Consider the following 25552-nt stretch of genomic DNA (forward strand, 5'->3'; position numbering starts at 1 on the left):
CCAACGCGTACCCGGGACCGTCAGACGATCCATTTAGGGCACACATCTGTTACCTAAAGTATCTTGACATCAAGATAAATTCTATCGCATATCCCAGTAGTTCTCTACCGTCACACCCGGTCGAACGACCCAATAAATTCCACGTGTGCAGTGAGCGGAAACAGATCGAACGCTTGAATGTCACGGCACTCGAAACCGGAGTTTTGCAACCGTTGTGCGTCACGAGAAAACGTGGCTCCGTCACACGACACGTACACCACGCGCTTACACGTCGAAGCCTCAATCAATCGGATGACGGCAGGGTCAAGGCCCGCCCGAGGTGGGTCCACCACGACCGTGTCAGCGTCTGTGAGTGCGCCCAACTTCTCGACTCTGCTCACGTCGAATATGGTCTCCACCCCGGCTCGCTGAGCGTTAGCACGCGCACTCGCAATCGCCAGAGACGACCCTTCGACACCCCACACACGGGCCCCGGTTTCGCGGGCGACTATGATGGCGAGTAGTCCCGCGCCACAAAACAGATCGACCACGTCGCCACGTACCCGCTCCACGACACCTTGGCTCAGAATGTCAGCCGCGTCCGGGTGGACTTGCCAGAACCCTTCAGCGTCGAGGTCAAACGTCACTCCACGCACGGTATGGCTCACGCGCCCTGCACCTGCAATGAGCGTGGTTCGCCCGGCTGACCGGTTCCGCCTGCCGGCAGCGCGACTCATGAGCGACCACTCAGGGGGAACGACCTCGGCGAGCTTGTGCGCAACTTCTTCACGCCCCACCACAGTCACCGCTCCCCCGGTGTCACCCACGGCGATCTCAACGCGCTCAGCGCCCGTGAGATCCACCTGGTGCAGGTTCAGGTCGTTGATCGCAGGAACTGCGAGGGGCACGTGGGTCACCGGAACGATGTCATGGCTGCCCGCCCGGTACATGCCAATCTGGCCGCCCGTCACAGCGAGTTGAACTCGGGTGCGCCACTCTTCCCCGTCGTGGTGCGGCGGCGTCACGCGAAAACTTCGCTCAAAACGGCCCATGAGGTCGCGGTCGAACTTGCCGATTCGGGAGAACTGATCCAGCGCGGCTAACCACTTGAGTTCGCGTGAATGCTCCACAGTAACGTGGGCATACTCGACTCCACCCACGTCCGGACACCCCCACGCGATCCGCCTATCGGGCACGCGGTGCGGGGACGGCTCACACACCTCGACCACCCGGCCACGCGAAAACGACTTCTTCGTTTGGGTGATTTCGACGCGGACTCGCTCACCCGGGATCGCACCGGATACAAAAATGACGCCATCATTGGTACGCGCTACAGACTCTCCGCCGGCTGCCGGCGCATCTACCGTGAGTTCTACGTGGTTCATTCGTACATCCTCATGACGCGTTCGTCGACGTGTCCGCCACGGCCCATGAGCAATTCACGGTTGCGGTTGAAGGATTTGAGCCGCCACGGCACGGTGACGACCTGCACGTTGGGCAAGAACAGCAGACGTTTGCGGAGCCCCAAAAGTGCCTGGTTGTGCAAAATCTGTTCCCACCAGCGTCCCACAATGTATTGCGGTACGTACACCGTGATGAGGTCGTCCGGTGATTTTGCGTGCATGTGGGCGATGTAGTTCATCACGGGGCGAATCAGTTCGCGGTAAGGAGAGTCCAGCAGGGTGAGCCGGATGGGAAGTTTGAGTTCGTCCCATCGTTTTTGCACCAGTGCCGCCTGGTCTTCGTCCACGGCGATGGCGACGGCGGTGAGGACGTTGGGGCGGGTAGCGCGCGCGAAAGCAACCGCGCGCATTGTGGGTTTGTTGATTTCGGATACAACGACCACGGCCCGCGTCCGAGGTGGTAGCGCCTTGACGCTTCCGTCTTTGGGATTGACGTTGAGTTCGCGTGCCACGCGCGTGTAGTGGCGGTGGATGAGTCCCATGGCCACGTAGCCCACCAGCATGAGTGCGAGCGCCAGCCACGCGCCTAAGAAGAACTTTGAGACCAGGACAACGGCCAGGATCGCCGTTGCGGTGATTGCACCGATCGTATTCACGACCCGGTTAAACATCATGCGCGTGCGAACCGGACCCGACACGATTGCCCTGATCCGGCTGGTCCAGTGCTTCACCATGCCCCACTGGCCAAGAGCCAGGGACGCGAAGACTCCTACCAGATACATGTCGATGAGGCGTTCCGCGTTGGCGCCGGTCAGGATCACCAGGATGATCGAGCTGATCGACAGGACCACCACGCCGTTCGAAAACGTCATGCGGTCACCCAAGGACGCCAACTGTTTAGGCAAGAACGAGTCGCGCGCCAGCTTGGATGCCAGGCCGGGGAATCCTTCCATGGACGTGTTGGCCGCCACCAGCAGAACGAGGGCGGTGATGAGGGTGATCGCTGTGGCGACCGCCGGCATGTGGTCAAAAACTGCGTCGGCGCATTGCGCGAGAACCGGAACTTGGTGGAATTCCTCCCCCACTGGCTGGCTACGCTCAAACAGCTGAGTCGACGGATTGCTCACGTATTTGACGCCAACTTGCGTAGCCAGCCACGTGAGCCCAATCAGCATTGCGGCGCTCAAGAGTCCGGTAAACGCCAAGGTATTCCCGGCGTTGACACCTCGGGGTTTTGCGAACTTGGGAACAGCCGTTCCCACCGTTTCTATACCCGCTACGGCAACCAGACCAGAAGAGAAAGCGCGGAGAATAATGATGGTGACAACGGCGCCGTGCCACTGCAGATCACCGTCGAGCGGCACTACCGACAAGTGAGCGGTAGCGGCCTGGATCTCATCGCCGCGTGCGATACGAATTGCCCCGTAGCCCACCGTGACGAGAACGGCGCCCACAAACAAATAGGTGGGGATCGCCAAAAGCAGTGGCATTGCGCGCCCACCGCGCAGTCCAAACAACGTTACGACTGCGATCCCAATCGTGGTGATGAGGGTCAGGTAGCCTTCAAGCACGTGAAAGGCCGACGCTAGGTAACTGGCGAGAACTGCCATGGACACGGACAGCGTGAGGACATAGTCCACCAGAAGCGCTGCGGCGACTGCACGCCCAGGGCGGTTGCCCAGATTGCGGGTGGCCACATCGTAGTCGGCACCGCCACCTGGGTAGGCTTTCAGGTTTAGCCGGTAACTTCCCACCAAAATGAGGATGAGCACACCAACTGCGATACCGATCCACGGGGCCGTCGAAATTGCGACAAAGCCTGAAAGCGATAGGGCCAAAAGAATCGCGTCGGGCGCGTACGCAACAGAAGACAACATATCTGATGCGAAAATTGGCATGGCGAAACGTTTTGGGAGAGCTTCGCGTCTAAAGTGATCACTGCGGAAAGGTCGCCCAACGATAATTCGCTTGAGAAGAGCAAAATTGTTTGCCACGGGCACCAATGGTACGTCAAAGGGAGTTTGGATCGTGCACTTCGTCATCATGGGATGTGGACGCGTTGGAGCCCAACTGGCCCGCGGACTCGATGCCAAGGGCCACACTGTTGCTGTCGTCGATAAGAACGCCGACGCTTTTGTGAAGCTGGGCAAGAACTTCACGGGCACTACGGTGACCGGCATCGGCTTTGACCGCGACACGCTCGTGCGGGCACGCACCTCGGACGCATACGCCTTCGCGGCCGTATCCTCCGGGGACAATTCCAACATTCTGGCCGCCCGAGTTGCCAGGGAAACATTCGGCGTAAAGCACGTCGCCGCCCGCATCTACGACCCTCGGCGCGCCCAGGTGTTTGAACGTTTGGGTGTTCCCACGGTGGCAACAGTGCGGTGGACGGCCGACCAAATGATGCGGCGACTTATCCCTTCTGGAGCGGTCAACGAGTTCCGTGACCCGTCCGGGCGCATGGTGCTGTCGGAGGTTCATGTTCACCCCGACTGGGTTGCCCGTTCCGTCAGTGAATTAGAGGCCCACAGTGGCGCCCGCGTCGCATACTTCACGCGGATGGGCGAAGGTATCGACATCACCCCTGACACTCTCATTCAAGACGGCGATCTTGTACACGTGATGTGCCGGTCCGAAGCCCTCGACGACGTCGTGAGGTCACTCGACGGCCCGATTACGGAAGGGGACAACTGATGAAGGTCGTGATTGCAGGAGCCGGATCAGTAGGACGTTCGGTTGCACGTGAACTCATCGACAAGGGCCACACGATCGTCATGATCGACAACGACAAACAGGCGATACGCCGGGACCTGGTCCCCGACGCCAGGTGGATTCACACGGATGCGTGCGAGCTCGACGGCCTTGCCGACGCCCAGCTGGAAGACTGCGATGTGGTTGTCGCCGCTACGGGTGATGACAAAACCAATCTGGTGTTGAGTTTGCTGGCAAAGACCGAATTTGGAGTGCCCCGCACGGTAGGCCGAGTGAACCACCCGCGCAATGAATGGCTTTTCGACTCCAACTGGGGCGTCGATGTGGCGGTGTCCACCCCTCGACTCATGACCGCCTTGGTGGAAGAGGCCGTCGAGGTGGGTAACCTGGTACAACTTCTGACCTTGCAACAGGCTGGCACCACACTTATGGAAATGACTCTCCACGAAGCGTCGGAGGTCTTGGGCAAGCGGGTCGGCGATATCGACCTCCCCCAGGACACCGTTCTGGTGGCTGTTGTCCGATCAGACCGGGCTTTCGCGCCGCAAGACGACGACACCCTGGTCGACGGCGACGAGCTGTTCTTCCTCGCGAACACCTCGGCAAAACCGCGTCTGCGCGAGCTGTTTAGCTAGTTTCCCCACCTACGTTGGTGAGCAGCTCGTATTCGGGGTTGAGCGTCACCAGGTCGCCGTCCACGGTTGTGAACCGCCCGCACACGGTGACCGGGCGGCCCACCGTGAGTCCGGGAACGTCGCGCCGTCCCATGAAAACGGCGTGAATTTCAGTACGCCCGTCTGACACGGTGATTTCTAGCCGAGGTGGTTCCAACGGGGTGGAGCGAGTCACCGAGGACACGACACCTCGGGCGCACAACTGTTCGCGGGCGCGCACGTCCGCGAAGTTTGAGATTGCGTTCAGCGCGACCGCCTTTAACGCACTTCTGCGATTTCTGGCCCGCGTTCAAACGGGTCGATGTCATCGTCAGATGAGTCTTCCGAGTCTGTCGCCGGCTCGAGGTTAGGCGGAGTGAGTTCAAGCACCTGTCCGGGTGGCATAGGGGCGTCACCGCGGACCACAATAATGCCACGGAACACTTCGACGAGCTCCTCGCGAACCTCTTCAGGCAAGCCGTCGGTCTTGGCAATAATTCCCATGAGAAACCAACGGGGCCCGTCAACACCCACGTATTCGTGGTTCTGCACCCCAACCTGATCTTCGTCAATTTTGTGTGGGATTGCCGCCGACAAGCCGTATCCCAGGTCGGTGAAAATTTCCTTGGCCGATCCCCCAGCCGCGGTGACACTGGCCGAAACTTGGCTACGCACCTGCGACCACAGGCCTTCAGTCTTAGGAGCGGCCATCGCCTGAACGCGCAACGCTCCACCCTTGTGGATGAGCGAAACAGCGAGGATCAACCCGCTTTCTTCTTGCGCTTCAAGCTGCACCTGCATTCCGTCAATAACGGGAATGCGCAGGGCGCCGAGGTCGATTCGGTTGGCTTCTCCAGCCTCCTCGGATTCGTCCCAGGGCCCGTTCTTTACACGGTCCCGAGGTGCTTCCTTCTGAGCTCCGTCGTCATTGTCATCGTCGTCGCTGTCAGCGGCGTCACCGGCTTCGTCTTCCACGAGCTCGTCTTCTGGCTCAATGTCAACGTCGTCTGCGGTGTCTACGTCCTGGTCGTCAACAATGTCGTCTGCGTTGTCCTTGCGACCAAAAAAGCTCTTAAACAATCCCATTGTGTGTCTACTTTCCCGTTGATCCGAACCCAGCGTCTCCACGTTGGGTTTCGTCGAGTGAATCGACAATTTCGAAGTCTGCTTGCTCAACCTTCTGAATGACGAGTTGCGCGATTCGGTCGCCTGCCGAAATCTGCACGGGTTCGTGTGGGTCGAGGTTGATCAGCGCTACCTTGATTTCCCCCCGGTAGCCCGCGTCGATGGTGCCCGGAGCGTTAACGACCGTGAGGCCGTGCTTGGTGCTCAGTCCCGATCGCGAGTGAACCAGCCCCACGTACCCCATGGGGATGGCTAGCGCAATACCCGTAGGAACGGTCACGCGTTCAAAAGGTTGGACTGTCACATCGATGCATGCGCGGAGGTCCGCACCGGCATCCCCTGGATGACCATAAGTGGGGACCTGTGCGCTTTCATGCACGCGCATGAGTTGAATGGGTAAGGTTTCCACGCCTTGACTCTATCGACCTAGGAAACGTAAGAAAAGCCGAGTTGCAGAAGAAACATGTGAGCCATGGAAGAATAGCCCCTATGACTGCACCTTCTCCGCTTTATTCAGAACGCGTAACCCCATCCATCTGGTGGTGGGTTGTGGCACTCGTTCTTTCTGCGATGACGTCCCTCATGGTGATCCCGCTGTCGTGGATCGCCGGAATCATCGTTCCGATCGTCGTTTTTATTGCGGTTGCGTTGACCTTGCGTTCGCTGATTCCACGAGTGACGGTAACCCAGGACGTGCTGTTTGCTGGCCCTGCTCACATTGAGCGCTCGTTCATCATGGGCGCAACACCCATGACGGGCGACGACGCGTTTAAGGCACGTGGTCAAGATCTTGACGCACGGGCTTTTTTGGTGACGCGCCCGTGGGCTTCATCCCTTGTCAAAGTCGATATCGAAGATCCGAACGATCCCACGCCGTACTGGATTGTCTCGACGCACAACCCGGACGAACTCGCCCGGGTCCTCGCCCCACAGGGTTAAAGACGTACTTGTCAGCCTAGTCAGCGCAGTCCGTGCAGACTGGGCTACCTTCTTCTGATTCTTCAGACATCTGTGAACGGTGACGCACCAGGAAGCACTCAGTGCAGGTGAATTCGTCGTTCTGCTTGGGCAAAACACGCACCGACAGTTCTTCGTTGGAGAGGTCTGCGCCAGGAAGTTCGAACCCTTCGGCAGCTGCAGTTTCGTCCTCATCAACCTGACTTGCCTGCTGCTGATTGCGCTGGGCCTTCAGTTCCTCGATCGAATCGCTCGAAAGATCCTCATCCTGCTTGCGCGGAACGTCGTAGTCGGTGGCCATAAACCCTAATCACACTCCTGTACAAGTGTCAGATGCGCACACGTTGATGCGCAATGTCTAAAGCATTTTGCATTCTCAGTGAGCTTTTGGCAAGAACACAAAAGCAACTGCGCATGTGATTTACCGCATAAGAGTAAACGGCAGGTGAACTCACGTCAATATGTGTCGATTCGACCATAATTTGACAAACCGTCACCGCACGGAAGGTCATCGTCATGTACCTTGTTCACATAATGCTGTCTTAGTCACGAACTGACTCAGAAGGGAAAACGCATGAGCGAATTTACCGAAGAGGTCGAGCGCAAGGCCGATCTGTTACGTGAAAAGATTGTCGAGGCTCGCGAAAACGACAACGAATTCCTCGCCGAACAGCTCGTTGACGAACTCCGCAACATCGAACTGATCGCTCGCGATCACAACCTGGACACCTCGGAGATCCGACAGGTCATCGCCGCCGAAACCGGTCAGCTCCCCGTCATCGAGGAAGAGTCCTAAGCCTTAGGGCATAACCGGTTTCTCTACTCTCCCCTTGCAACACTGACCCGACTGCGCCAAGGTACACCCGTCAACCGGGCCTTCAGGGGTAAGAGCCGGCTGGTGTGGCTCTTCCCCACGTACCTGGGCGGCTTTTTCTTCGAGCAAGTCCACAAGACCCATGACAAATGCAGGGTTGGTCCCCACAGTCGCTGCGCGCTCATACGCCAAGCCCACACGTTCCGCGGTTTCAGCGGCTTCGACGTCCAGGTCGTACTTTACTTCCATGTGATCGGACACGAACCCAATGGGTGCCACGATCACTCCGGTGATGCCTTGTGAAGCAAGCTTCTCCATGCGGTCGTTCACGTCCGGTTCGAGCCATGGGACGTGAGGAGGGCCCGACCGCGAGCAGAACACCAGTTCGTGCGGAAGCGAATCGTCGAGTTGCTGATCGATCGCGTTCATCAGTTGCAGGTGCTGATCTGCGTACCCAGCCGTCGCCACCTCGGACGCCTCTTGCATCGAGGTGGGAATCGAGTGGGTGACGTACAGAATGCGGTGCTTCTGCGGGTCGAGTTCGCCCACTTTCGCTTCAAAGTCCACGAGCGCGTGACGCATGATCTGCACCTGCGCGTTCACAAACCCCGGGTGGTTGTAGTACTGGCGCACTTTGTTGAAGGTCACGTCAATACCTTCGGCTTTCAGAGTGTCTACCGTTGCGCCAAAATCTTCCCGGTACTGTCGGCATGATGAGTAGGAAGAGTACGCCGAGGTGGTAATCGCCAAGAACTTCGTGGCACCTGTGCGTTCGTGGTGGGTACGGATGGTGTCCGTGAGGAACGGGTCCCAGTTGCGGTTGCCCCACAGGATCGGAGTGGTGATGCCTCGACGTTCAAGCTCACCTTCGAGCTGCTGCAGGAGTGCAATGTTCTGTTCGTTGATAGGCGATACACCGTCGAACATATAATAGTGTTCGCCCACTTCTTTGAGTCGCTCTTCGGGAATCCCGCGACCCGCTGTCACGTTCTTGAGGAACGGGAGAACGTCGTCGGGCCCTTCAGGGCCTCCGAAAGACATGAGAACTACTGCGTCGAATGGCGACAGGGGCGATTCAGTCATACAACCACTTTAACCCTGACTTCTGGACCCAGAGAATTTCGACTCGCCACGCCCAGATGACAGGGACAGAGGCCTGGACGTGACACGCTTAGAAAGACTAAAAGGATGGTGTGTTGTGACTAAATTGTCGTTTCAAAGCATTGAAGAAGGCTCGCTCAAGCTCGTCGATGAGCAAGGCAACGAGTATTTCTTGCCTGCTACCGAAGACGTTTTCGCTGCGATCCGTCGAGTTCGCACACACGCTGTTACCGGCCACAGTTCGGGCCACGTGCGACCAAAGGTGATTCAGGCGATGATTCGTTCCGGCATGTCGGCCGAGGACGTCGCACACGACACCGGTGCCCCACTGACGCAGATCCAGCAGTACGAGGGCCCGGTTCTTGCGGAACGTCGCCACATCGCCTACACAGCCGGTCAGTGCCCGGTGTACTCCGAGTCCGGGTCCCGCCCGCTCAGCGAGGTTGTCACCGAACGCCTCGAGGCACGCGACATTGAGGAACAGTCATGGGACGCATGGCGCACCGACACCGGTGCGTGGCACGTTGAGCTACGTTACCCAGTGGGCGACACTACCTCGGTCGCAAGCTGGGAGTACCGCGCCGGTTCCGTCACCGCGCTCAACGAAGAAGCACGCTGGCTGTCGGACACCGGTCCATCTGACTCCGGCCCCATCCCGGACTACGGTTCGGTGTTTAATGTCGAAGCCGATCACACCCAGCGCGACACCCGCGACCCTCAAACCGAAACTGGTCGCATTCTCGAGAGCCTACGTCGTCGCAAGAACGAAACACAGCCGATTGTGCAGTCTGTTCCCGACGCTCCCGAATCCCAGCCGGACGGCGCTCACTCGGCGCTGTCGCGCCCGCAGGACGCACACGACGACGCCGTGATGGCCGCTCCGGCTCCTACTCAAGACGATGACCAACCGTCGCTGTTGGACGAACCTGGCGTGTCTGACTACGCAGACGAACAGAACGACGAACAGCCCAAGAAGAAGGGACGTTCCTCGGTTCCCAGCTGGGACGAAATCATGTTCGGGAAGAAGGACTAAACGTTAGGACTCGTCAACAGCGATTACGCGGTCGCTAGGCCGGACCAGCGAGTGGTCGTGGGTCACCACGACCACTGCTTTGTCCTTGAGGACCTCCCGCAGATCGTCCATGAGAGATGTTGCAAGCTGTTCGTCTAGATGGGCGGTGGGTTCGTCCAGAATGATGACCTGTGCCCCTGCGAGGAGCGTTCTAGCTACGGCTAGTCGCTGACGTTGACCTCCCGAAAGGTACGCACCCGAGGCCCCGATCCGGGAGTCGACTTCAGCCAGTTCTTCCAAGCCCACACGGGCCAGAACCTCACGAATCTCTTGATCCGTTGGGGCATTGTCCCGGTCGCGGGCAATCGCCAGGTTGTTGCGTACCGTGGAGTCGAACACGTGTGACTCCTGCGGGCACCACGCAAACACCGACGACAGCTGCGTGGCTGTGAGTTCAACGGCGTCGCTACCGTTCAGCGTGTACTTTCCGCGCACCGGATCAATGAAGCGCAACAGAACACTCACCAGCGTGGTCTTCCCCGATCCCGAACGCCCCGTCACCGTCGTCCACGACCCCGGGGTAATGGAGGCCGAGACGCCACTGAACACGTCCTCGGTCATTCCTGGCCAGCGGGCGGCCACATCGTCGAGCTCAGCCGAATCAAACTCAGCAATCGGTTCGCGAGCATCACGCAGTATCTCTCCACGTTCGTCCAGCGCCGGAACACGGGCCAGGCTGTGTTTAAGAGCAGGCCAGTTCTGAACAGCCGTCAGCGAATCGATGTAACAGTCGATGAGCGCAAGTGGCAACAGCACGGTCACTGCCAAAAGCTCCGGTGAAACCGCTCCGCTGCCCACGGCTGTCGCCAAAAGTGGAAGCATGAGAACCGCGTTGAGTGTGGTGACCACTGTGACGATACCTTCGCCAACTCCGGCCGCCCACAGGACCCGAAGTTCGGCGCGCGACGCCCGCTGGTCAATTTCACGGATACGGTCGACCACCTCGGCCGCCCTGCCGTTGACCATGACGTCCTCACGCGCCCACAAGAACGCGCTGATCCGCGCCAACACTTGGGTGCGCGTGCTCAACCTGGCGGAACTCGCCTGACCGTCCACCACAAGCGTCACCGCGGGCGCGAGCACCAAGCTCACCAACGCAGACACAGCAGTCAGCACGGCCGCCAAGGGGTGGATCAGCGCCATCACCACGGTCGCCGTCACCGCGATCACAGCGGCGACGATCGGGGGTTGCACAACACGAGGGGCGCCGTCGCGCACATCGTCGACATCGGCGACGAGCCGGGTGAGGGCCAACTCTCCTCGGACCAGCGTGCGGTTCGCGGTACCGGCCCGCGCGAAACCCAACCACACACGTTCGCGCAAGTGCGTGAGCGACGTCAACATCGCGTCGTGGAGCAGCAACTGCTTGACGTAGGTGAATACCGACCGCGACAGTCCAAAGAACCGGACACCCACGATCGCCACCAACAAATACATGATGGGCGGTTGGAACGACGCGTGGACAATGAGCCATGCGGACACTCCGGACAGGGCCGCCGCGGACGCCACGGCAGCCACCGCAAACAACGTGGATACGATGAACTTCGCTGAAAGCACGTTCATGGCGTTCATGAGCCTGCGAAGGGCCGTGCGGGCGCTGATATGGGATTCCCCCGCCGAGGTGGGCGCTGCTTTCGAGGTGCGTGCAGGCTGGGTTGGGAGCGGGGTTGCCTGGGCTTCCGCCGAGGCTGCGGTACCGTCTAAGCGCAGTTCATTGCCTAGTTTGATGAGTTCCGGGTCGTGGGTCGCAGCGATCACGGGGATCGATTGCGAGATGTTGAGGAGCTCCGTGCGGATCGTGTGCGCGGTCTGCGCGTCGAGGTGAGCGGTTGGCTCATCCACGATGAGCAGTTCCGCTCCTGCGTCAACCCGCATGAGAGCACGAGCAATAGCGAAGCGGCGCAACTCCCCCGGGCTCAGGGCCGACGGTGGCGTCAGCGGGTCGAGGTCCAATCCCACGCGTTGGAGGTAGGGCGTGAGCTCAGCGCCGTACAGCTGAGCCTCTTCTTCAAGAGTCTCTCCGCATGTGCGAGGTGCCTGACCCGCATACGCAATTTTTCCGGGGACACCCACAACGTGCCCGCTCACGGTACACGTGTCGTTTGACCTCACAAGCCCAGCCAGCACACCCAGTAACGTCGATTTTCCAGTACCGGACCCACCTGTCACGGCTGTAAGACCTGAAAAGTCAGCTGACACTGGGGACAGTGCCGGCCGAGGTCGACCCGCGTAGGTGACGGACACCTCGGCGACGGCAAGGCCGCCAGGGCGGCCCTCAACTGGCGCATCAACGGGACGCGAAATGACGTCGTTGACCCGCTCATACGCAGCCATACCGTTCTCGGTTGCGTGGAAAGCCGCGCCCAACTGACGCAGAGGCAAAAAGCACTCAGGCGCGAGGATGAGCGCGAGCAGACCCGCCTCCAGGTCCAAACCGCCGTTTACCAGGCGAACGCCAATGAACACCGCGACGACTGCAACCGAAAGGGTCGCGATCAGTTCAAGAGCCAGGGCGGAAAGAAACGCCACGCGCAAAGTCTGCAGTGTGGTGGTGCGGTAGGACTCGCTCATGGACTTCAGCGCCGCGGTCTGAGCGTACACTCGGCCCAGACCCACCAGCACCGGCAAGCCACGGGCAAGTTCCACCAGGTTGTTCGACAGCTGATCCAGCGACTGGGTCGCTTCACTCACACGCTCAAGCGTGTACTTGCCGATCAGGATCATGAAAAGTGGCACCAGCGGGAGCGTCACGACGATCACAAGGGCCGAGACCCAGTCTGCGAACAGGACTCGCACAATGATGATCGCCGGCACGCACATAGTGGTTAACAGTGCTGGCAAAACACGGACAAAATAGTCGTCCAGTTCGTCCAGCGTCCGTGTCACGCTCACCGACAGGGCGCCGTCAGACACTCCGGTATCGCGGCCGGAACCCGCGGTCACTCGGGCTAACACACGTGAACGCAGCTCCGTTTTAAAGCCCACTGAGGCTCGCGCACCCACGGCCTTCGTCAGCCACACCGCCACTCCGCGCACACATGCACCCAAACACCCCAAAACGAGCGCGAATGTAAACGGTTCATTGTGCATGAGCGCGACGACTCCCCGCGCACAGGATTCGGCAATGAGGACGAGGCCCACCGCTTTGAGAACCGCGACGAGCCCCAACCAAGCGAGCGCCCGGGCACCCTGAGGTGCTCCGAGCGCTATCGCTACGGGAGATTTACTCACGCTTTGATTCGAGCTACCACCGGAATCTGGTGAGCTTCCGGAATGTGGTCAACGTGCAGACGCTTCGCCCACAGCGTGTACGAGAAGACCGTGTACGCCAGAACGATCGGCACGAAGATCACCGTCACCCACAGCATGACGCCCAACGTGTAGTTAGACGACGACGCGTTTGCGATGGTGAGCGAGAAGTCCGGGTTGATGGTGGACGGAAGGACATTGGGGAAGATCGAAGCGAATACGCTCACGACTCCCGCGACCAGGAACAGTCCCTGGAAAATGAAACCGCCCTTTTCCGAACCGGCACGCAGGCGTACCCAGCTGATCGCAGCGAAGACAGCGGCGACCGCGATGATTGCCCAGCCCCACGCAGGACCGTGCATCACCTGGACGATGACCACCCACACGACGATCGGAAGCAAGAACACAGGGCCCCACTTCGCGGCTAGTGCGTGAGCGCGGTGGCGAATGTCGCCCTCGGTCTTGAGGCTGACAAACAGCAGTCCGTGCAGAATCGAGAAGCCGAGTACGCCCAAGCCACCGATGACGGCGTACAGCGTCACCCACGCGAACGGGCCGCCGATGTTGTCACCGTTTTCGTTGAGTGGCAGACCGGTCGTTGTCAGTGCGAGCATTGCACCCACACAGAAGGCTGCCAATGCCGAGCCACCAGCCATAGCCCAGGTCCAGAAGTTACGCCACTGGTCCGAATGACCTTTTCCGCGGTACTCGATCGACACAGCCCTGAGGATCAGTGCAACGAGCGCGAGCGTCAGCGGAAGGTACAACGCCGAGAACAGGGACGCATACCACATGGGGAAGGCTGCGAACGTGGCACCACCAGCGGTGAGTAGCCACACTTCGTTACCGTCCCACACAGGGCCAATTGAGTTGAGAAGAACGCGCCGCTCTTTTTCGTTTTTCGCAAGTGTCTTCATGAGGACACCTACACCCAGGTCGAAGCCTTCGAGGAAGAGGTACCCCAACCACAGGACGGCGATGAGAATAAACCAGATAGTCTGCAGAATTTCCATGGCCACTCCTTAGTAAGCGAACGCCAAGACGTCGTCGTTCTTCGCATCAACAGTGGGCTTGTTGTTGCGGGTGTCGAGTTCTGGCATGGCTGACACGACACCTCCCCGGGTGTATTTAATGAGGAGCTTAAGCTCAACCACCATGAGCGCACCGTACAACAGTGTCAGCGTAATCAAGCTGAACATCAGTTCAGCAGCCGTGACTGACGGTGAAATCGCCGCAGCCGTGTAGAGGAACACGCCATCAACACCTGACGGGTCAGGGTTAGGGGCAACCACGAACGGTTGGCGTCCCATTTCGGTAAACACCCACCCTGCCGAATTCGCAATAAATGGAGCAAAGATCGACAAAACGGCTAGGGTGTTCAGCCACTTAGCTTGTGGCACAGTGCCCTTGCGTGTGAGCACCAGCGCCAACGCGGCGAACGCTGCTGAGAGGACACCGAATCCGATCATCATACGGAAGCCCCAATAGGTGACGATCATAAGAGGCTGGTAGTCCACTTCCGCACCCGAGTACTCGCCGTACATGTCACCTTCGGGAAGAGTGGTTCCGTATTTCTCTTGATATTCCGGAATCAGCGTGTTCACGCCGGGAACGTCGCTGGTGAAGTCGCCTTTTGCCAAGAAGGACAACAAGCCAGGAATCTCAATAATAGGTTTAACGGAGTCACACGAGTTGAGGTCGGGCTTACCCACGGTCAGAACAGAGAACTGTCCGCCGTCGTGGCAGGCAGCCTCGGCCGACGCCATCTTCATAGGCTGCTGTTCGTACATGAGCTTCGCTTGGAAGTCACCCGTGATAGCGACGAACACAAACGCGATGATGGCAGTCCATGCACCCATGCGGAGCGATTTGATCCACACTGAGTGGTCTTTTGCGTCACGGCCAGCGATTTCAGGGGCGTCACCGACGACAACATTGCCGTTGTCATCAACGGTGTCGATTCCGTCTTTGCGACGGCGCCACAGGTGGTACCACGCAATACCGAGGAGGAACCCACCACCTACAGCAACTGCACCTGCAAGAGTGTGAGCGTATGCCCATAGAGCCGTGTTGTTGGTCAAAACAGCGACAACATCAACCATGACTGGGCGGCCATCGATCATTTCAACACCTACGGGGTGTTGCATCCACGAGTTGGCCACAATGATGAAGTAGGCCGACAGCCACGATCCGATCACGGCGGCCCACAGAACGGTCAAGTGCAACGGCTTGGAAAGACGCTTCCAACCGAAGATCCAGACTCCCAGGAAAGTCGATTCCAGGAAGAACGCGATGAGTGCTTCCATTGCTAGAGGCGCACCGAAGACGTCTCCCACGAAACGCGAGTACTCACTCCACGCCATTCCAAACTGAAATTCCTGAACGATACCGGTAGCGACACCCATGATGAAGTTAATCAGGTAAAGCTTGCCCCAAAACTTTGTGGAGCGTAGCCACCGCTCATCACCGGTGCGGTAATACAAGGTCTGCATGATACCCACGAGCAGTCCAAGCCCGAGGGTGAGCGGGACCATCCAGAAGTGGTACACGGTGGTAATTCCAAACTGCCACCGTCCGATGAGTACCGGGTCCACGTCGCCTCCTCAAATGTGCACACTATGTGCGCAGCAGTGCGGTTAATCCTCCACAATTTTAACGATTTTCACAGGATTGCAGGGCCGGTTAGACACATTCGAAATGGTTGGTCTCATTCTTCGGCTAGGGGTAGTTACCCCGGTCAGACTGGAAGTTTCGACGGCAATTGTGAGCGTGATCTACGCGTCGATACGCTCAGCATCCAGGGACGCGGCGCCCGAGACAATGAACTGTTTGCGGGGAGCCACTTCGGAGCCCATCAGAAGGTTGAACGTGGAGTCAGCGTGAGCGATGTCGTCCATTGTCACGCGTCGCAGCATGCGATGTTCTGGATCCATGGTGGTTTCCGCAAGCTGATCCGCGTCCATCTCGCCCAGACCCTTGTAGCGTTGCGGGGTCTTGTAGTTCTTCTTCTGACGGTCCAACCGCGCAAGCGTCTTGTGCAGTTCGGCTTCCGAATACGTGTAGATCACGTCGTTTGCTTTACCCCGGTTGACGACCTCAATGCGGTGAAGGGGTGGAACAGCGGCAAACACCCGACCTGCCTCGACAAGAGGACGCATATAGCGGAAAAACAGAGTCAGGAGCAGTGTACGAATGTGCGCACCATCAACGTCGGCATCGGTCATGATGATGACCTTTCCGTAGCGTGCCTGCTCGAGATCAAAACTGCGTCCCGAACCCGCGCCGATGACCTGTGTGAGGGCGGCGCATTCGGCGTTGGCGAGCATGTCGGCAACAGAAGCCTTTTGCACGTTGAGAATCTTGCCACGAATGGGGAAAAGCGCCTGCATTTCCGAGTTTCGCGCCGCTTTAGCGGTTCCCATCGCCGAATCACCTTCGACAATGAAAAGCTCGGTCTCTTCGACATCTGACTTCCTGCAGTCATAGAGCTTGGCAGGTAGAGACGAACTTTCCAACGCTGTCTTGCGACGCTGGTTCTCGCGGTGTGTACGCGCCGAAATGCGCGATTTCATTTCCGCCACCACTTTCTCCAACAAGGTGTTCACCTGGGATTTAGTAGTGCGGTTCGAAGACTCAAGAACAGAGGTCAGCTCTTTTTCAACCGCGCGCGAAACGATTCCTCTAACAGGAGGCGTTCCCAAGACTTCTTTTGTCTGGCCCTCAAACTGAGGTTCGGCCAGTGCAACTGTCACCACCGCGGTGAGACCGGCGAGAATGTCATCTTTCTCAAGTTTGTCCTTGCCCACCTTGAGGCGACGAGCGTTGCTTTCCACCGCTTTGCGGATCGTTTTCACGATTCCCTGTTCAAACCCGGAGACGTGCGTTCCGCCCTTAGGGGTGGCAATGATGTTAACGAACGACTTCAGCATGGTGTCGTAACCGTTTCCCCAGCGCAGCGCGACATCGACCGTGATGTCGCGCTCCACCTCCTGCGACTCCATGTGCCCTGAGGAGTTAAGAACTGGGACCGTCTCTTTAAACGAGGACTGGGTAGTGAAACGCCACGTGTCCGTCACCGCTGCGTCATGTGCCAAGTGGTCGACGAACGCCGAGATCCCACCGTCGAACTGGAACTCTTCAACGCGGTGAGGAATAGGCGCCCCGGTCTCGTCGACGGCCACTCCCCTATTGTCGACAAGAGTGATCTTAAGCCCCGGGACCAAAAACGCGGTTTGGCGGGCACGGTCCACGAGGTGGTCGTAGTTGAACTTAGCGTCGGTAATGAAGATTTGAGGGTCGGCCCAGTAGCGAATTTTGGTACCCGTGACGCCTCGTTTCGCCTTGCCGACGACCTCCAGCTTGGACTCTTTTTTAAATGGGGTGAAGTCGTTATCCGGGTGTGGCTCATTCTTATCCGTAAACGTTCCAGGTGCTCCCCGCTGAAAGGACATGCGGTACACCTTGGAGGACCGCGTCACTTCGATGTCCAAGCGGCTCGAAAGGGCGTTCACCACTGACGCGCCCACACCGTGGAGGCCACCCACTGCTGAGTACGAGCCTCCACCGAACTTTCCTCCTGCGTGAAGCTTGGTCATGACGAGTTCAACACCAGTGAGCCCTGTGCGCGGCTCGATGTCGACGGGAATTCCACGTCCGTTATCTTCGACAGTGACCGATCCGTCTTTGTGAAGGGTCACTGTGATGTTTTCGCCGTGACCGCCCAACGCCTCGTCCACAGCGTTGTCGATAATCTCCCACAGACAGTGCATGAGGCCGCGCGAGTCGGTAGACCCGATATACATTCCGGGACGCTTACGTACCGCCTCGAGACCTTCGAGGACCTGCAGTTGCCGTGCTCCGTAATCCGATGTTGCCACCGTCCCAGTCTAGGCCGACGCCGGTGCAAAACCTTGGATTCACGGGGCTTGTGTCGAGTAGACTGATGGGTGTGAGACACGCAATAGCGCTATACGCGTGTGCAGTATTGGTCCTTCTGGGTGGCTGTGGGAGCACCCAGACAGCACAGCCCCGCACGACGGTTGAACCCGAACCCATCACAACCGAACACAGCCCCGGGGACACCTCGGCCCCGGAAACTCCTCAAAGCAAACCTAGCGAGTCCCTTGACGGGCTGGTCATCGCCCTGGATCCCGGCCACAACGGTGGCAATGCTTCGCACCTTTCCCGCATCAACAAGAAGGTTCCCGACGGCCGAGGCGGGAAAAAGGCGTGCAACACCACGGGCACCGCGACCGACAATGGGTTTCCCGAACACGAATTCAACTGGAACGTCGCAACGAAGGTGCGCGACGAACTCGAGAAACGTGGGGCGCGCGTCATCATGTCACGCGATTCCAATGACGGGGTCGGGCCGTGTGTAGATGAACGCGGGAAGTTCGCTGACGACGCCGACTTCATGGTCAGCATTCACGCCAATGGATCGGACAATCGGTCGATTCGCGGATTTGGCGTGATTGTGGCGCCGGGTGACAACCTCGAGAAATCCACAAAACTAGGCGAAGCGATTGTTCGAGGATTCACGGACAATAAGTTCCCTATTAACCGGGCAGGCTACGGTAAGGACGGTTTAGTGGAGCGCACCGACCTCGCTGGTTTGAACCACGCATCCGTCCCAGCTGTCATCGTCGAATGTGGTGAAATGCGCAATCCGGAAGAAGCTAAACGCATGCAGGAGGACCCGGAGGCATATGCGAAAGCGTTAGTCGACGGCATCGACACATATGCTTCCTATGCAACAATGGGGCTGTGACTGACAACAAGCCTGTAACTCCATGCTGGATTGAGCTGAGCTCTCCAAACGTTGATGAATCCCAATCGTTCTATTCCGCTGTTTTCGGGTGGGAGTTTGACGGGGTAGGTCCCATGGGGATCGGAACGCGGGCCGTTGTGAACGGCTCGTCCGTTGCGGGTATCAGTCAGCAACCCGCCGAGGCGCCCGAAGGTCAGCCTGGGTTCTGGTCTCTGTATTTCCATGTCGCGGATTTCGATGGGTTCTTGCAAAACATCGCCGACAACAAGGGACAGGCGTTGATGGCGATCCCCAACTTTGACGGTGACGCCTCGGTGGCTCTCGTTGCCGACTCAGCGCAGACTGGCTTTGGCGTTTTGTCGTATGGCGACGACCGTGGATTCGCCCTCACCGATGCGGTCGGCGCGCCGGCGTGGTTTGAACTTCACACCACTGATACCGGTGTCGCAGACTTCTACACCACCGTATTCGGATGGGAGACTCAAGCGGACGAGGAGGACTACACCACCTTCTCCGCTGGTGGATCCCCCGTTGCAGGAATGGTCGATATCTCAGACCTCTCAATTCCTGCGCACTGGAAGATCTACGTGCGAGTCAACGACGTCGATGAAACTTTGAAGCGCGCGCAAGAACATGGAGGCGCTGTTTTGTCACAGCCCGTCGACACCCACATGGGCCGCGTCGCGCAGATCATTGACTGCCACAACGCGGCCATCGCGATTGTGAGCGCAACTCGCTGAGTTGCGCACTGTCCTTGATGGGCCTCGGTATTAGTCGAGGTAGTCGCGTAGCACCTGGGAGCGAGACGGGTGGCGGAGTTTAGCCATCGTCTTCGATTCGATCTGGCGGATACGTTCGCGGGTCACGCCGTACACTTTGCCGATCTCGTCGAGCGTCTTGGGTTGCCCGTCGTTGAGTCCGAATCGCATAGAAACGACTCCAGCTTCGCGCTCTGACAAGGTGTCGAGAACCGAGTGGAGCTGTTCCTGAAGCAGGGTAAAGCTGACCGAGTCAGCGGGCACAACGGCTTCGGAGTCCTCAATGAGGTCACCAAATTCGCTGTCACCATCTTCACCAAGTGGGGTGTGCAAAGAAATGGGTTCACGCCCGTATTTTTGAACCTCGACAACACGTTCGGGGGTCATGTCGAGTTCCTTAGCAAGTTCTTCTGGCGTGGGTTCGCGACCCAAGTCCTGAAGCATCTGGCGTTGCACACGTGCGAGCTTGTTGATGACTTCCACCATGTGAACCGGGATACGAATGGTACGTGCCTGGTCGGCCATAGCGCGGGTAATCGCCTGGCGGATCCACCAGGTTGCATACGTGGAGAACTTAAAGCCCTTGGTGTAGTCGAACTTTTCAACGGCACGGATCAGACCCAAGTTACCTTCCTGGATCAAGTCCAGGAACAGCATTCCACGACCCGTGTAGCGCTTTGCAAGCGATACCACGAGTCGAAGGTTAGCTTCGAGCAGGTGGTTCTTGGCAATACGACCGTCGTGGATAATCCACTTGTAGTCACGCAGATCGCGCGCTTCGGTAACCTTGCCTTCTTCGACAAGGTGCTCGGCATACATTCCGGCTTCAATACGCTTTGCCAAGTCGACTTCCTCGGCAGCGTTAAGGAGTGCGACCTTACCGATCTGCTTGAGGTAGTCCTTAACTGGGTCAGCGGTTGCACCGGCAGTCGCAACCTGCTGTGCAGGCTGATCCTCATCATCGGTGTCGGACACCACGAAGCCACCGGCTTCTTTAATCTGAGCGTCCTTCTCCTCTTCTTGGGAGTTACGCGTTTCCGTCGATTCGTCAGTCGTAGCGAGATCTTCGACGTCGTCGGTTTCAACCTTGTCAGTCTCGACCTCTTCAGCGTCCTGAGCTTTCTTCCGGGTCGAGGTCTTTGCCGCTGCTTCCTTTGCCGCAGTTGCCTTGGCAGCGCGCTTCGCAGTAGCTGCCGATTTGGCTGCGGTGGTGGACTTCTTGGGAGCCGTGGTGCTCTTCTTCGTAGCGGTGGAAGTCTTCGTGGCCACGGTTGCAGTGCTCTTCTTCGCGGTGGAAGCGGTCGACTTCCTGGCAGTACTGGTGCTCTTTTTTGCCGTGGAAGTTTTTGCAGTCGTAGCAGTCTTTTTAGCCGTGGTGGCGGTCTTCTTGGTGCCGGTAGTCTTCGAAGCTGTTGACTTAGATGTCGATGTCGCCTTCTTCTTTGCAGTGGTAGAGGCTTTAGATGTTGTCGCCTTCTTCTTTGCAGTAGTTGAGGCTTGCTTCTCGTTGTCGACAGCTGGCACGAAGTCACCTTTCACCTAAGTTGCCACATGGGCAGTACTAAGACCCAAGTCAAATCCTCGCGGATACAACTGGGTCAACACCCAATTTTCGCACGATATTCCCGGCAAGTGAAATTAGCGCGTCCACACAGCGGTGATCCCCCGCTCTACAAACGCTTCGACAGTGCCAGCAAAGCTATTCGCCGAGTCGACAGCGAGCGCCGACCGTGCGAAATGATGAGCGTACGAGTTGTGCCCGGCAACCCATTCGAACCACGCGATCACGCCTAGTAGTTCACTAAAGTACTCGTCAGATGCGTGGACTGCGACGAGTTTGAGGTACATAAGAACGGAGTACGTGTATGGCATGTGTGGCCGGATCGCGTCCATTCCAGCAAGGTACTGTTCAATGTCCCCTTCTAAGATTTCCAAGATCGTTTCCAGAAATTCTTCTGGACTCAAGTTCCCCACCACATCGGGTCTAAAGCTGGGGTGCCGCGCTGAAAACACAGTGATGAGAGCGTCTCGGCCTACACCGTTGTCGCTCAACGTCTCGATAGCTCGGACTGCTCCAGCGCTCACGTGGATACTGTCCCAATCGGGCGGGGTGGTTTCTGAAAGAGCGAAGGTACAAAGCTCACTTGCATCACTGATAAGCGCTTCAAGATCACTCCGTTTGTCACCTACGCAGCTCTCGAGTTGCGCACGCACACGTTTCCTGACGTGTGGGAGTGCTGACAGCGGTGGCAGATTTGTGGTGGTTTCTACGTTCGAAACGGGTGAACACATTTCAGGTTCTAGAATCCAGCCACATTTATTGTGGCCTGTCCACACGGGAGGAATAGATCTCACTCCGACTCTTGAGAGTTCGCGTTGAATCCCAGTCCACGCGTGAACAAGAGCGTGAACATCGGAGCTCCTGAGTTCTTCTCCTGTGTGCCCTAGAGCTTGAGCGATTTCGTCGCACGAAAACACGGGGAAGACCACTTCGCACGGCTCGAAACGAAGAACCACCTGCGCCATTTGTTGAGCGACATCGGCACTGAATCTACGGACAGCTTCCATATCGAAATTGACGCGCACGCTTCCGCCCAGAGCCCCTGGACCTTCCACGTTGCGCTTAAGAACAAAAACAAGCGAATCGGGCGGGACGTGTCCCATGGCCATGTTGACGAGACGAACAATATCGACGGGTGTACTGATGTTTATTGTTTCCATGACCTCACTTTCATGCTCATCTACTCCACCGGAAACCCACTCGTTTCAGCCTGTGGATATAGCCGTTTTCTCCACAACGAGAAGTCGCTGCAACACTCTCCGTGTACACACGAACGGTTCCCGCATTCCACCTCTGTGACCGGGGACAACAACTACACTTGGCCCATATGGGACGGAAACGGACACGCGACACCAGCGTCGAGGTCGAGATATCCACAGGAATTGCTCGCAAGGAAAACATTCCAGGTGAACCCAACTCGTGGATTCTCTACGTCAACTCAGTACCCAGTTCGTCGATCACGACGGACGATCCGAATCGCTTAGACTTCCCATACCTCCACTGGATGGCAACCACGATTGATCAGGTTTTCCCGCACGGCACCTCGGTCAGAGCAGTCCACATTGGAGCAGCCGGATGTTCCTTAGCCCGCCGGTTGCACGCCACTCACCCACGGTCCCGGCAAACAGCCATCGACATCGACGCTCTTCTCATGGACTACGTACGCGAGTGGTTTGATCTTCCCCGCTCCCCCGCACTTGCGCTCAGGGTGGGTGACGGGGCACGCGAAATCCAAACGTTCGCACCGGAAAGCCTCGACATCGTGGTCCGTGACGCGTTCGACGGAGACGCAACTCCGCAGGCACTCACGACTGATGCCTACTTTGCCTACACCGCCTCGGCCCTTAAACCACAGGGCCTGGCGCTATTCAATATCGCAGGCACCCCAGCGCACGCGCGAGAAGAAATCCAGGCAATTGCCACCCACTTCGCACACGTGTACGTCGTCAACGCGACCGGGCGGACGCGGGGGCAGCGCGCGAACGTCGTAGTAGTGGCCTCAGCAAGCGCCATCAACGCAACTGGCCTTGCCGCCTCGTTGCGAACTGGATTCGCTCCAGCCACCGTCACCAAAGCATGACTTAACTCACGGCGCACGAACCAAAATTCACATGGAATTCGACGCCAAGGTCGTTCGGTTCCGGCATAATTGAATGCCGGAAAGGTACAGGGTGAACGATTTGAACGAAATTTCCATCGAGCAGCAACACGTCGATGCGGTCTACACGAGGCTAGACGAACTCCGTACCGAAACCACCCAGAAACTTCAGAATGTACGGCTCACACACGTGGGGAACCACCACCAGAACAGGTCTGAACGCGATGCGTTTGCCACGGTGTACGAAGATCAGCTCATTCGCCTCAACAGTGCCGAAGAAGGACTGTGCTTTGGGCGCATCGACGACCGCGACGGCACCACCACGTATATCGGGCGGATCGGGATCAGCGATCAGGACCGGTCGCAGTTGCTCATGGACTGGAGAGCTCCGGCCAGCGAACCGTTTTATCGTGCGACTGCCGCGCAACCAGAAAACCTGGTGCTCAGGCGCCACCTCACCACGCGTGGGCGAGAAGTTGTGGGCATCGAAGACGATGTTCTGAACTTGAACGACCTGGACTCTAACAAGCGTAAGCACCTGCGTGGCGAAGGCGCCCTAATTGCCTCGCTCGATGCCCACCGCACGGGCCGGATGTCGAACATCGTCGAAACGATTCAGGCAGAACAGGACGCGATCATTCGCAAGCCTCTGTCTGGCGTTGTCGTGGTCCAGGGTGGGCCTGGAACAGGAAAAACCGCTGTTGCACTCCACCGCGCCGCGTTCCTCCTGTATAAACACCGCACGACCATAGCTCAGTCGGGTGTTCTTATCGTTGGGCCGTCTCCCGTGTTTCTTAAGTACATCGAGAAAGTCTTGCCCAGCTTGGGTGAAACAGGCGCCGTTCTGTTAACCCCGGGCCAACTGTTCCCCGGGGTCGATACGACGCTACGGGACTCTTCTGCCACCTCGGCGGTGAAGGGCGACCTCCGCATGGTGAAGGTGCTGTCCCGAGCCGTGCGGAACTACCAGCGAATCCCCGCTTCAGACATCGAGTTGAGCGTGGGATTGCGGCGCGTCACGCTCACTCGAGACATGGTGAAGACCGCACGCGAACGAGCACGCCGGTCCGGGTACGCGCACAACCGCGCTCGTGAAGTCTTTGCAACAACGTTGATGAATGCTTTGGCACAGCGGATCGTGGATAACGGCGAGGGCGGTGCGTCGCAGGACCAGATTGCGGAAATCGTCGATGATGTGCGCCGCTCACGCGACGCTCGTGTTGCGATCAACTCGCATTGGTTGCCGTTGACTCCCCGAGGTGTTCTGGACGCTCTGTTTTCCAAGCCGCACAAGTTGGTGGCGGCTGCCGACAAGGTGCTGACGTTTGAAGAAATGGCGCGTCTGCGTCGTCCTGCGGGCTCAGACATTACGGTCGAGGACGTCCCTCTTCTGGACGAGCTGGCCGAACTATTAGGAGCCGCACCCGGTCAGGCACATGAACAGAACCACGAGGTCGAGTACGCCGAACGTGTCCTCGAGATGACGGGAACGGGTGACCTTATTTCTGCCGAGCAGTTGGCGCAGCGGTACACGGACACAGGCGCGTCTCAAACCTTGGCGGAGCGGGCCAGCGAGGATCGCGAATGGACGTATGGGCACCTCATCGTCGATGAGGCACAAGAGCTCAACCCCATGCAATTGCGCCTGTTGTTTAACCGGGTGCCGTCCAAATCTGCCACGCTTGTGGGTGACCTGGCTCAGGCTTCAATTGTGGACTCAGAGCGCACATGGAACACCATGCTGTCACCGCACGTCGATTCCTTTGATGCGCAAGAACTCACGGTTTCGTACCGCACCCCGGGTCGCATCATGTCGATTGCGAACCAGCTTCTCAGTGACCACTTCCCCACGCTGGCCGTCCCCACCCCAGTGAGGGAAGGCACTCACGATCCCGAGGTCGTTCGGACTGCCTCGGTTTCTGAGTCCGTGGCTCGGTTGGCTTCAGTGCTGACTGACTGGGAATTGGGTGGAACGTGCGCGATCATCACGGCCGCCGAACACCGCGAGATCCTTGAAGCAATGCTCACGGAGACGGGTCTTGACTACGGTATGGGCCCTGCGGGGATCGACCGCACAGTCGCTGTTCTCACGCCGTTCGGAGCAAAGGGTCTGGAGTTCGACAACGTCGTGATTTTTGAGCCTGCGTTCATTGCACATTCGCAGAAGGGCGTGGGTGAACTGTATGTTGCGCTAACGCGTGCAACGTCACGTCTAACTGTTGTCACGTCGAACGAGTCGGTGCTCGACTCGTACATGTGATCGAAAAACTGTGTCAGTGCCTCCTGTCACGATCGTG

22 protein-coding genes are annotated in these 25552 nt (G+C 58.2%); 9 read left to right on the forward strand and 13 right to left on the reverse strand.

Annotated features, from left to right (window positions below; genetic code table 11):
• Positions 1–110: 110 nt before the first annotated feature.
• Positions 111–1364: a methyltransferase gene (locus MHX53_RS08845; RefSeq protein WP_239272285.1), complete on the reverse strand. Its 1254-nt coding sequence runs from the start codon at positions 1362–1364 to the stop codon at positions 111–113.
• On the reverse strand, positions 1361–3280 hold the full coding sequence (locus tag MHX53_RS08850; RefSeq protein WP_239272287.1) for an APC family permease: 1920 nt from the start codon (positions 3278–3280) through the stop codon (positions 1361–1363). Before MHX53_RS08850 ends, MHX53_RS08845 begins: the two co-directional genes overlap by 4 nt.
• A 130-nt stretch (positions 3281–3410) precedes the next feature.
• On the opposite strand from MHX53_RS08850, the gene MHX53_RS08855 reads away from it, so the two are divergent.
• The gene (locus tag MHX53_RS08855; RefSeq protein ID WP_239272289.1) at positions 3411–4079 is read left to right on the forward strand and encodes a TrkA family potassium uptake protein; all 669 of its coding nucleotides are present in this window, start codon (positions 3411–3413) and stop codon (positions 4077–4079) included.
• Positions 4079–4732 carry a TrkA family potassium uptake protein gene (locus MHX53_RS08860; protein WP_102238367.1) on the forward strand — a complete coding sequence of 218 codons (654 nt, stop codon included), beginning with the start codon at positions 4079–4081 and terminating at the stop codon, positions 4730–4732. Before MHX53_RS08855 ends, MHX53_RS08860 begins: the two co-directional genes overlap by 1 nt.
• Here the strand turns inward: MHX53_RS08860 and MHX53_RS08865 are convergent.
• From MHX53_RS08865 to dut, 3 genes are read right to left on the reverse strand one after another with little or no spacing between them, the layout of a single operon-like run.
• Positions 4725–4991, reverse strand: coding sequence for an OB-fold nucleic acid binding domain-containing protein (locus MHX53_RS08865; RefSeq protein ID WP_146004621.1), 267 nt, complete (start codon positions 4989–4991; stop codon positions 4725–4727). The genes MHX53_RS08860 and MHX53_RS08865 overlap by 8 nt on opposite strands.
• Before the next feature lie 38 nt (positions 4992–5029).
• A complete protein-coding gene (locus MHX53_RS08870) occupies positions 5030–5836 on the reverse strand; it encodes a DUF3710 domain-containing protein (RefSeq protein ID WP_239272291.1) in 807 nt (268 codons plus the stop codon).
• Positions 5837–5843: 7 nt separating this feature from the next.
• Positions 5844–6284 carry a dUTP diphosphatase gene (gene dut / locus MHX53_RS08875; RefSeq protein ID WP_239272293.1) on the reverse strand — a complete coding sequence of 147 codons (441 nt, stop codon included), beginning with the start codon at positions 6282–6284 and terminating at the stop codon, positions 5844–5846.
• An 80-nt stretch (positions 6285–6364) separates the two neighbouring features.
• Between dut and MHX53_RS08880 the strand changes: the two genes are divergently transcribed.
• Positions 6365–6814, forward strand: a complete 450-nt coding sequence (locus tag MHX53_RS08880; protein WP_239272295.1) for a DUF3093 domain-containing protein — start codon at positions 6365–6367, stop codon at positions 6812–6814.
• Between the two features lie 16 nt (positions 6815–6830).
• On the opposite strand, the gene MHX53_RS08885 is transcribed toward MHX53_RS08880, so the two are convergent.
• On the reverse strand, positions 6831–7133 hold the full coding sequence (locus MHX53_RS08885; protein WP_102238223.1) for a DUF4193 domain-containing protein: 303 nt from the start codon (positions 7131–7133) through the stop codon (positions 6831–6833).
• Positions 7134–7406: 273 nt separating this feature from the next.
• Between MHX53_RS08885 and MHX53_RS08890 the strand changes: the two genes are divergently transcribed.
• Positions 7407–7628, forward strand: coding sequence for a hypothetical protein (locus MHX53_RS08890; protein ID WP_239272296.1), 222 nt, complete (start codon positions 7407–7409; stop codon positions 7626–7628).
• A gap of 3 nt (positions 7629–7631) precedes the next feature.
• Here MHX53_RS08890 and MHX53_RS08895 read toward each other — a convergent pair whose 3' ends face one another.
• Positions 7632–8729 carry a ferrochelatase gene (locus tag MHX53_RS08895; RefSeq protein WP_239272298.1) on the reverse strand — a complete coding sequence of 366 codons (1098 nt, stop codon included), beginning with the start codon at positions 8727–8729 and terminating at the stop codon, positions 7632–7634.
• A 115-nt stretch (positions 8730–8844) separates the two neighbouring features.
• Here MHX53_RS08895 and sepH point away from each other — a divergent pair, with 115 nt between their 5' ends.
• Positions 8845–9780, forward strand: coding sequence for a septation protein SepH (gene sepH / locus MHX53_RS08900; protein ID WP_239272300.1), 936 nt, complete (start codon positions 8845–8847; stop codon positions 9778–9780).
• A 3-nt stretch (positions 9781–9783) separates the two neighbouring features.
• Here the strand turns inward: sepH and cydC are convergent, their stop codons facing one another.
• From cydC to MHX53_RS08920, 4 genes are all read right to left on the reverse strand, one after another.
• Positions 9784–13050, reverse strand: coding sequence for a thiol reductant ABC exporter subunit CydC (gene cydC / locus MHX53_RS08905; RefSeq protein WP_239272302.1), 3267 nt, complete (start codon positions 13048–13050; stop codon positions 9784–9786).
• Complete coding sequence (gene cydB / locus MHX53_RS08910) at positions 13047–14081, reverse strand: cytochrome d ubiquinol oxidase subunit II (RefSeq protein WP_102238228.1); 1035 nt, start codon at positions 14079–14081, stop codon at positions 13047–13049. The genes cydC and cydB overlap by 4 nt, the downstream gene beginning before the upstream one ends.
• Before the next feature lie 9 nt (positions 14082–14090).
• Entirely contained in the window at positions 14091–15662 is a 1572-nt protein-coding gene (locus MHX53_RS08915) for a cytochrome ubiquinol oxidase subunit I (protein ID WP_239272304.1), read from the reverse strand.
• Between the two features lie 180 nt (positions 15663–15842).
• Positions 15843–17945, reverse strand: a complete 2103-nt coding sequence (locus tag MHX53_RS08920; RefSeq protein WP_102238230.1) for a DNA topoisomerase IV subunit B — start codon at positions 17943–17945, stop codon at positions 15843–15845.
• A 71-nt stretch (positions 17946–18016) separates the two neighbouring features.
• On the opposite strand from MHX53_RS08920, the gene MHX53_RS08925 reads away from it, so the two are divergent.
• Both MHX53_RS08925 and MHX53_RS11815 read left to right on the forward strand, forming a co-directional pair.
• Positions 18017–18838: an N-acetylmuramoyl-L-alanine amidase gene (locus tag MHX53_RS08925; RefSeq protein WP_239272306.1), complete on the forward strand. Its 822-nt coding sequence runs from the start codon at positions 18017–18019 to the stop codon at positions 18836–18838.
• A complete protein-coding gene (locus MHX53_RS11815) occupies positions 18835–19578 on the forward strand; it encodes a VOC family protein (protein WP_102238232.1) in 744 nt (247 codons plus the stop codon). Before MHX53_RS08925 ends, MHX53_RS11815 begins: the two co-directional genes overlap by 4 nt.
• Before the next feature lie 30 nt (positions 19579–19608).
• Here MHX53_RS11815 and MHX53_RS08935 read toward each other — a convergent pair whose 3' ends face one another.
• Together MHX53_RS08935 and MHX53_RS08940 are read right to left on the reverse strand one after the other, a co-directional pair.
• Complete coding sequence (locus tag MHX53_RS08935; protein WP_102238233.1) at positions 19609–21135, reverse strand: RNA polymerase sigma factor; 1527 nt, start codon at positions 21133–21135, stop codon at positions 19609–19611.
• A 99-nt stretch (positions 21136–21234) separates the two neighbouring features.
• Entirely contained in the window at positions 21235–22317 is a 1083-nt protein-coding gene (locus tag MHX53_RS08940) for a hypothetical protein (RefSeq protein ID WP_239272308.1), read from the reverse strand.
• A 167-nt stretch (positions 22318–22484) separates the two neighbouring features.
• Between MHX53_RS08940 and MHX53_RS08945 the strand changes: the two genes are divergently transcribed.
• A complete protein-coding gene (locus tag MHX53_RS08945; RefSeq protein ID WP_102238235.1) occupies positions 22485–23237 on the forward strand; it encodes a fused MFS/spermidine synthase in 753 nt (250 codons plus the stop codon).
• A 91-nt stretch (positions 23238–23328) separates the two neighbouring features.
• Positions 23329–25515, forward strand: a complete 2187-nt coding sequence (locus MHX53_RS08950; protein WP_239272310.1) for an ATP-binding domain-containing protein — start codon at positions 23329–23331, stop codon at positions 25513–25515.
• Positions 25516–25552 lie beyond the last annotated feature (37 nt).

Source organism: Brevibacterium sp. ACRRH, from assembly GCF_022346365.1.
Lineage (GTDB): Bacteria > Actinomycetota > Actinomycetes > Actinomycetales > Brevibacteriaceae > Brevibacterium > Brevibacterium paucivorans.

Excerpts from the sequence above, each read along its gene's own strand:
- MHX53_RS08845 (WP_239272285.1), bottom strand. The coding sequence starts at position 1,364 with ATGAACCACGTAGAACTCACGGTAGATGCGCCGGCAGCCGGCGGAGAG.
- MHX53_RS08850 (WP_239272287.1), bottom strand. The coding sequence starts at position 3,280 with ATGCCAATTTTCGCATCAGATATGTTGTCTTCTGTTGCGTACGCGCCC.
- MHX53_RS08860 (WP_102238367.1), top strand. The coding sequence starts at position 4,079 with ATGAAGGTCGTGATTGCAGGAGCCGGATCAGTAGGACGTTCGGTTGCA.
- MHX53_RS08870 (WP_239272291.1), bottom strand. The coding sequence starts at position 5,836 with ATGGGATTGTTTAAGAGCTTTTTTGGTCGCAAGGACAACGCAGACGAC.
- MHX53_RS08880 (WP_239272295.1), top strand. The coding sequence starts at position 6,365 with ATGACTGCACCTTCTCCGCTTTATTCAGAACGCGTAACCCCATCCATC.
- MHX53_RS08885 (WP_102238223.1), bottom strand. The coding sequence starts at position 7,133 with ATGGCCACCGACTACGACGTTCCGCGCAAGCAGGATGAGGATCTTTCG.
- MHX53_RS08890 (WP_239272296.1), top strand. The coding sequence starts at position 7,407 with ATGAGCGAATTTACCGAAGAGGTCGAGCGCAAGGCCGATCTGTTACGT.
- MHX53_RS08895 (WP_239272298.1), bottom strand. The coding sequence starts at position 8,729 with ATGACTGAATCGCCCCTGTCGCCATTCGACGCAGTAGTTCTCATGTCT.
- cydB (WP_102238228.1), bottom strand. The coding sequence starts at position 14,081 with ATGGAAATTCTGCAGACTATCTGGTTTATTCTCATCGCCGTCCTGTGG.
- MHX53_RS08940 (WP_239272308.1), bottom strand. The coding sequence starts at position 22,317 with ATGGAAACAATAAACATCAGTACACCCGTCGATATTGTTCGTCTCGTC.
- MHX53_RS08945 (WP_102238235.1), top strand. The coding sequence starts at position 22,485 with ATGGGACGGAAACGGACACGCGACACCAGCGTCGAGGTCGAGATATCC.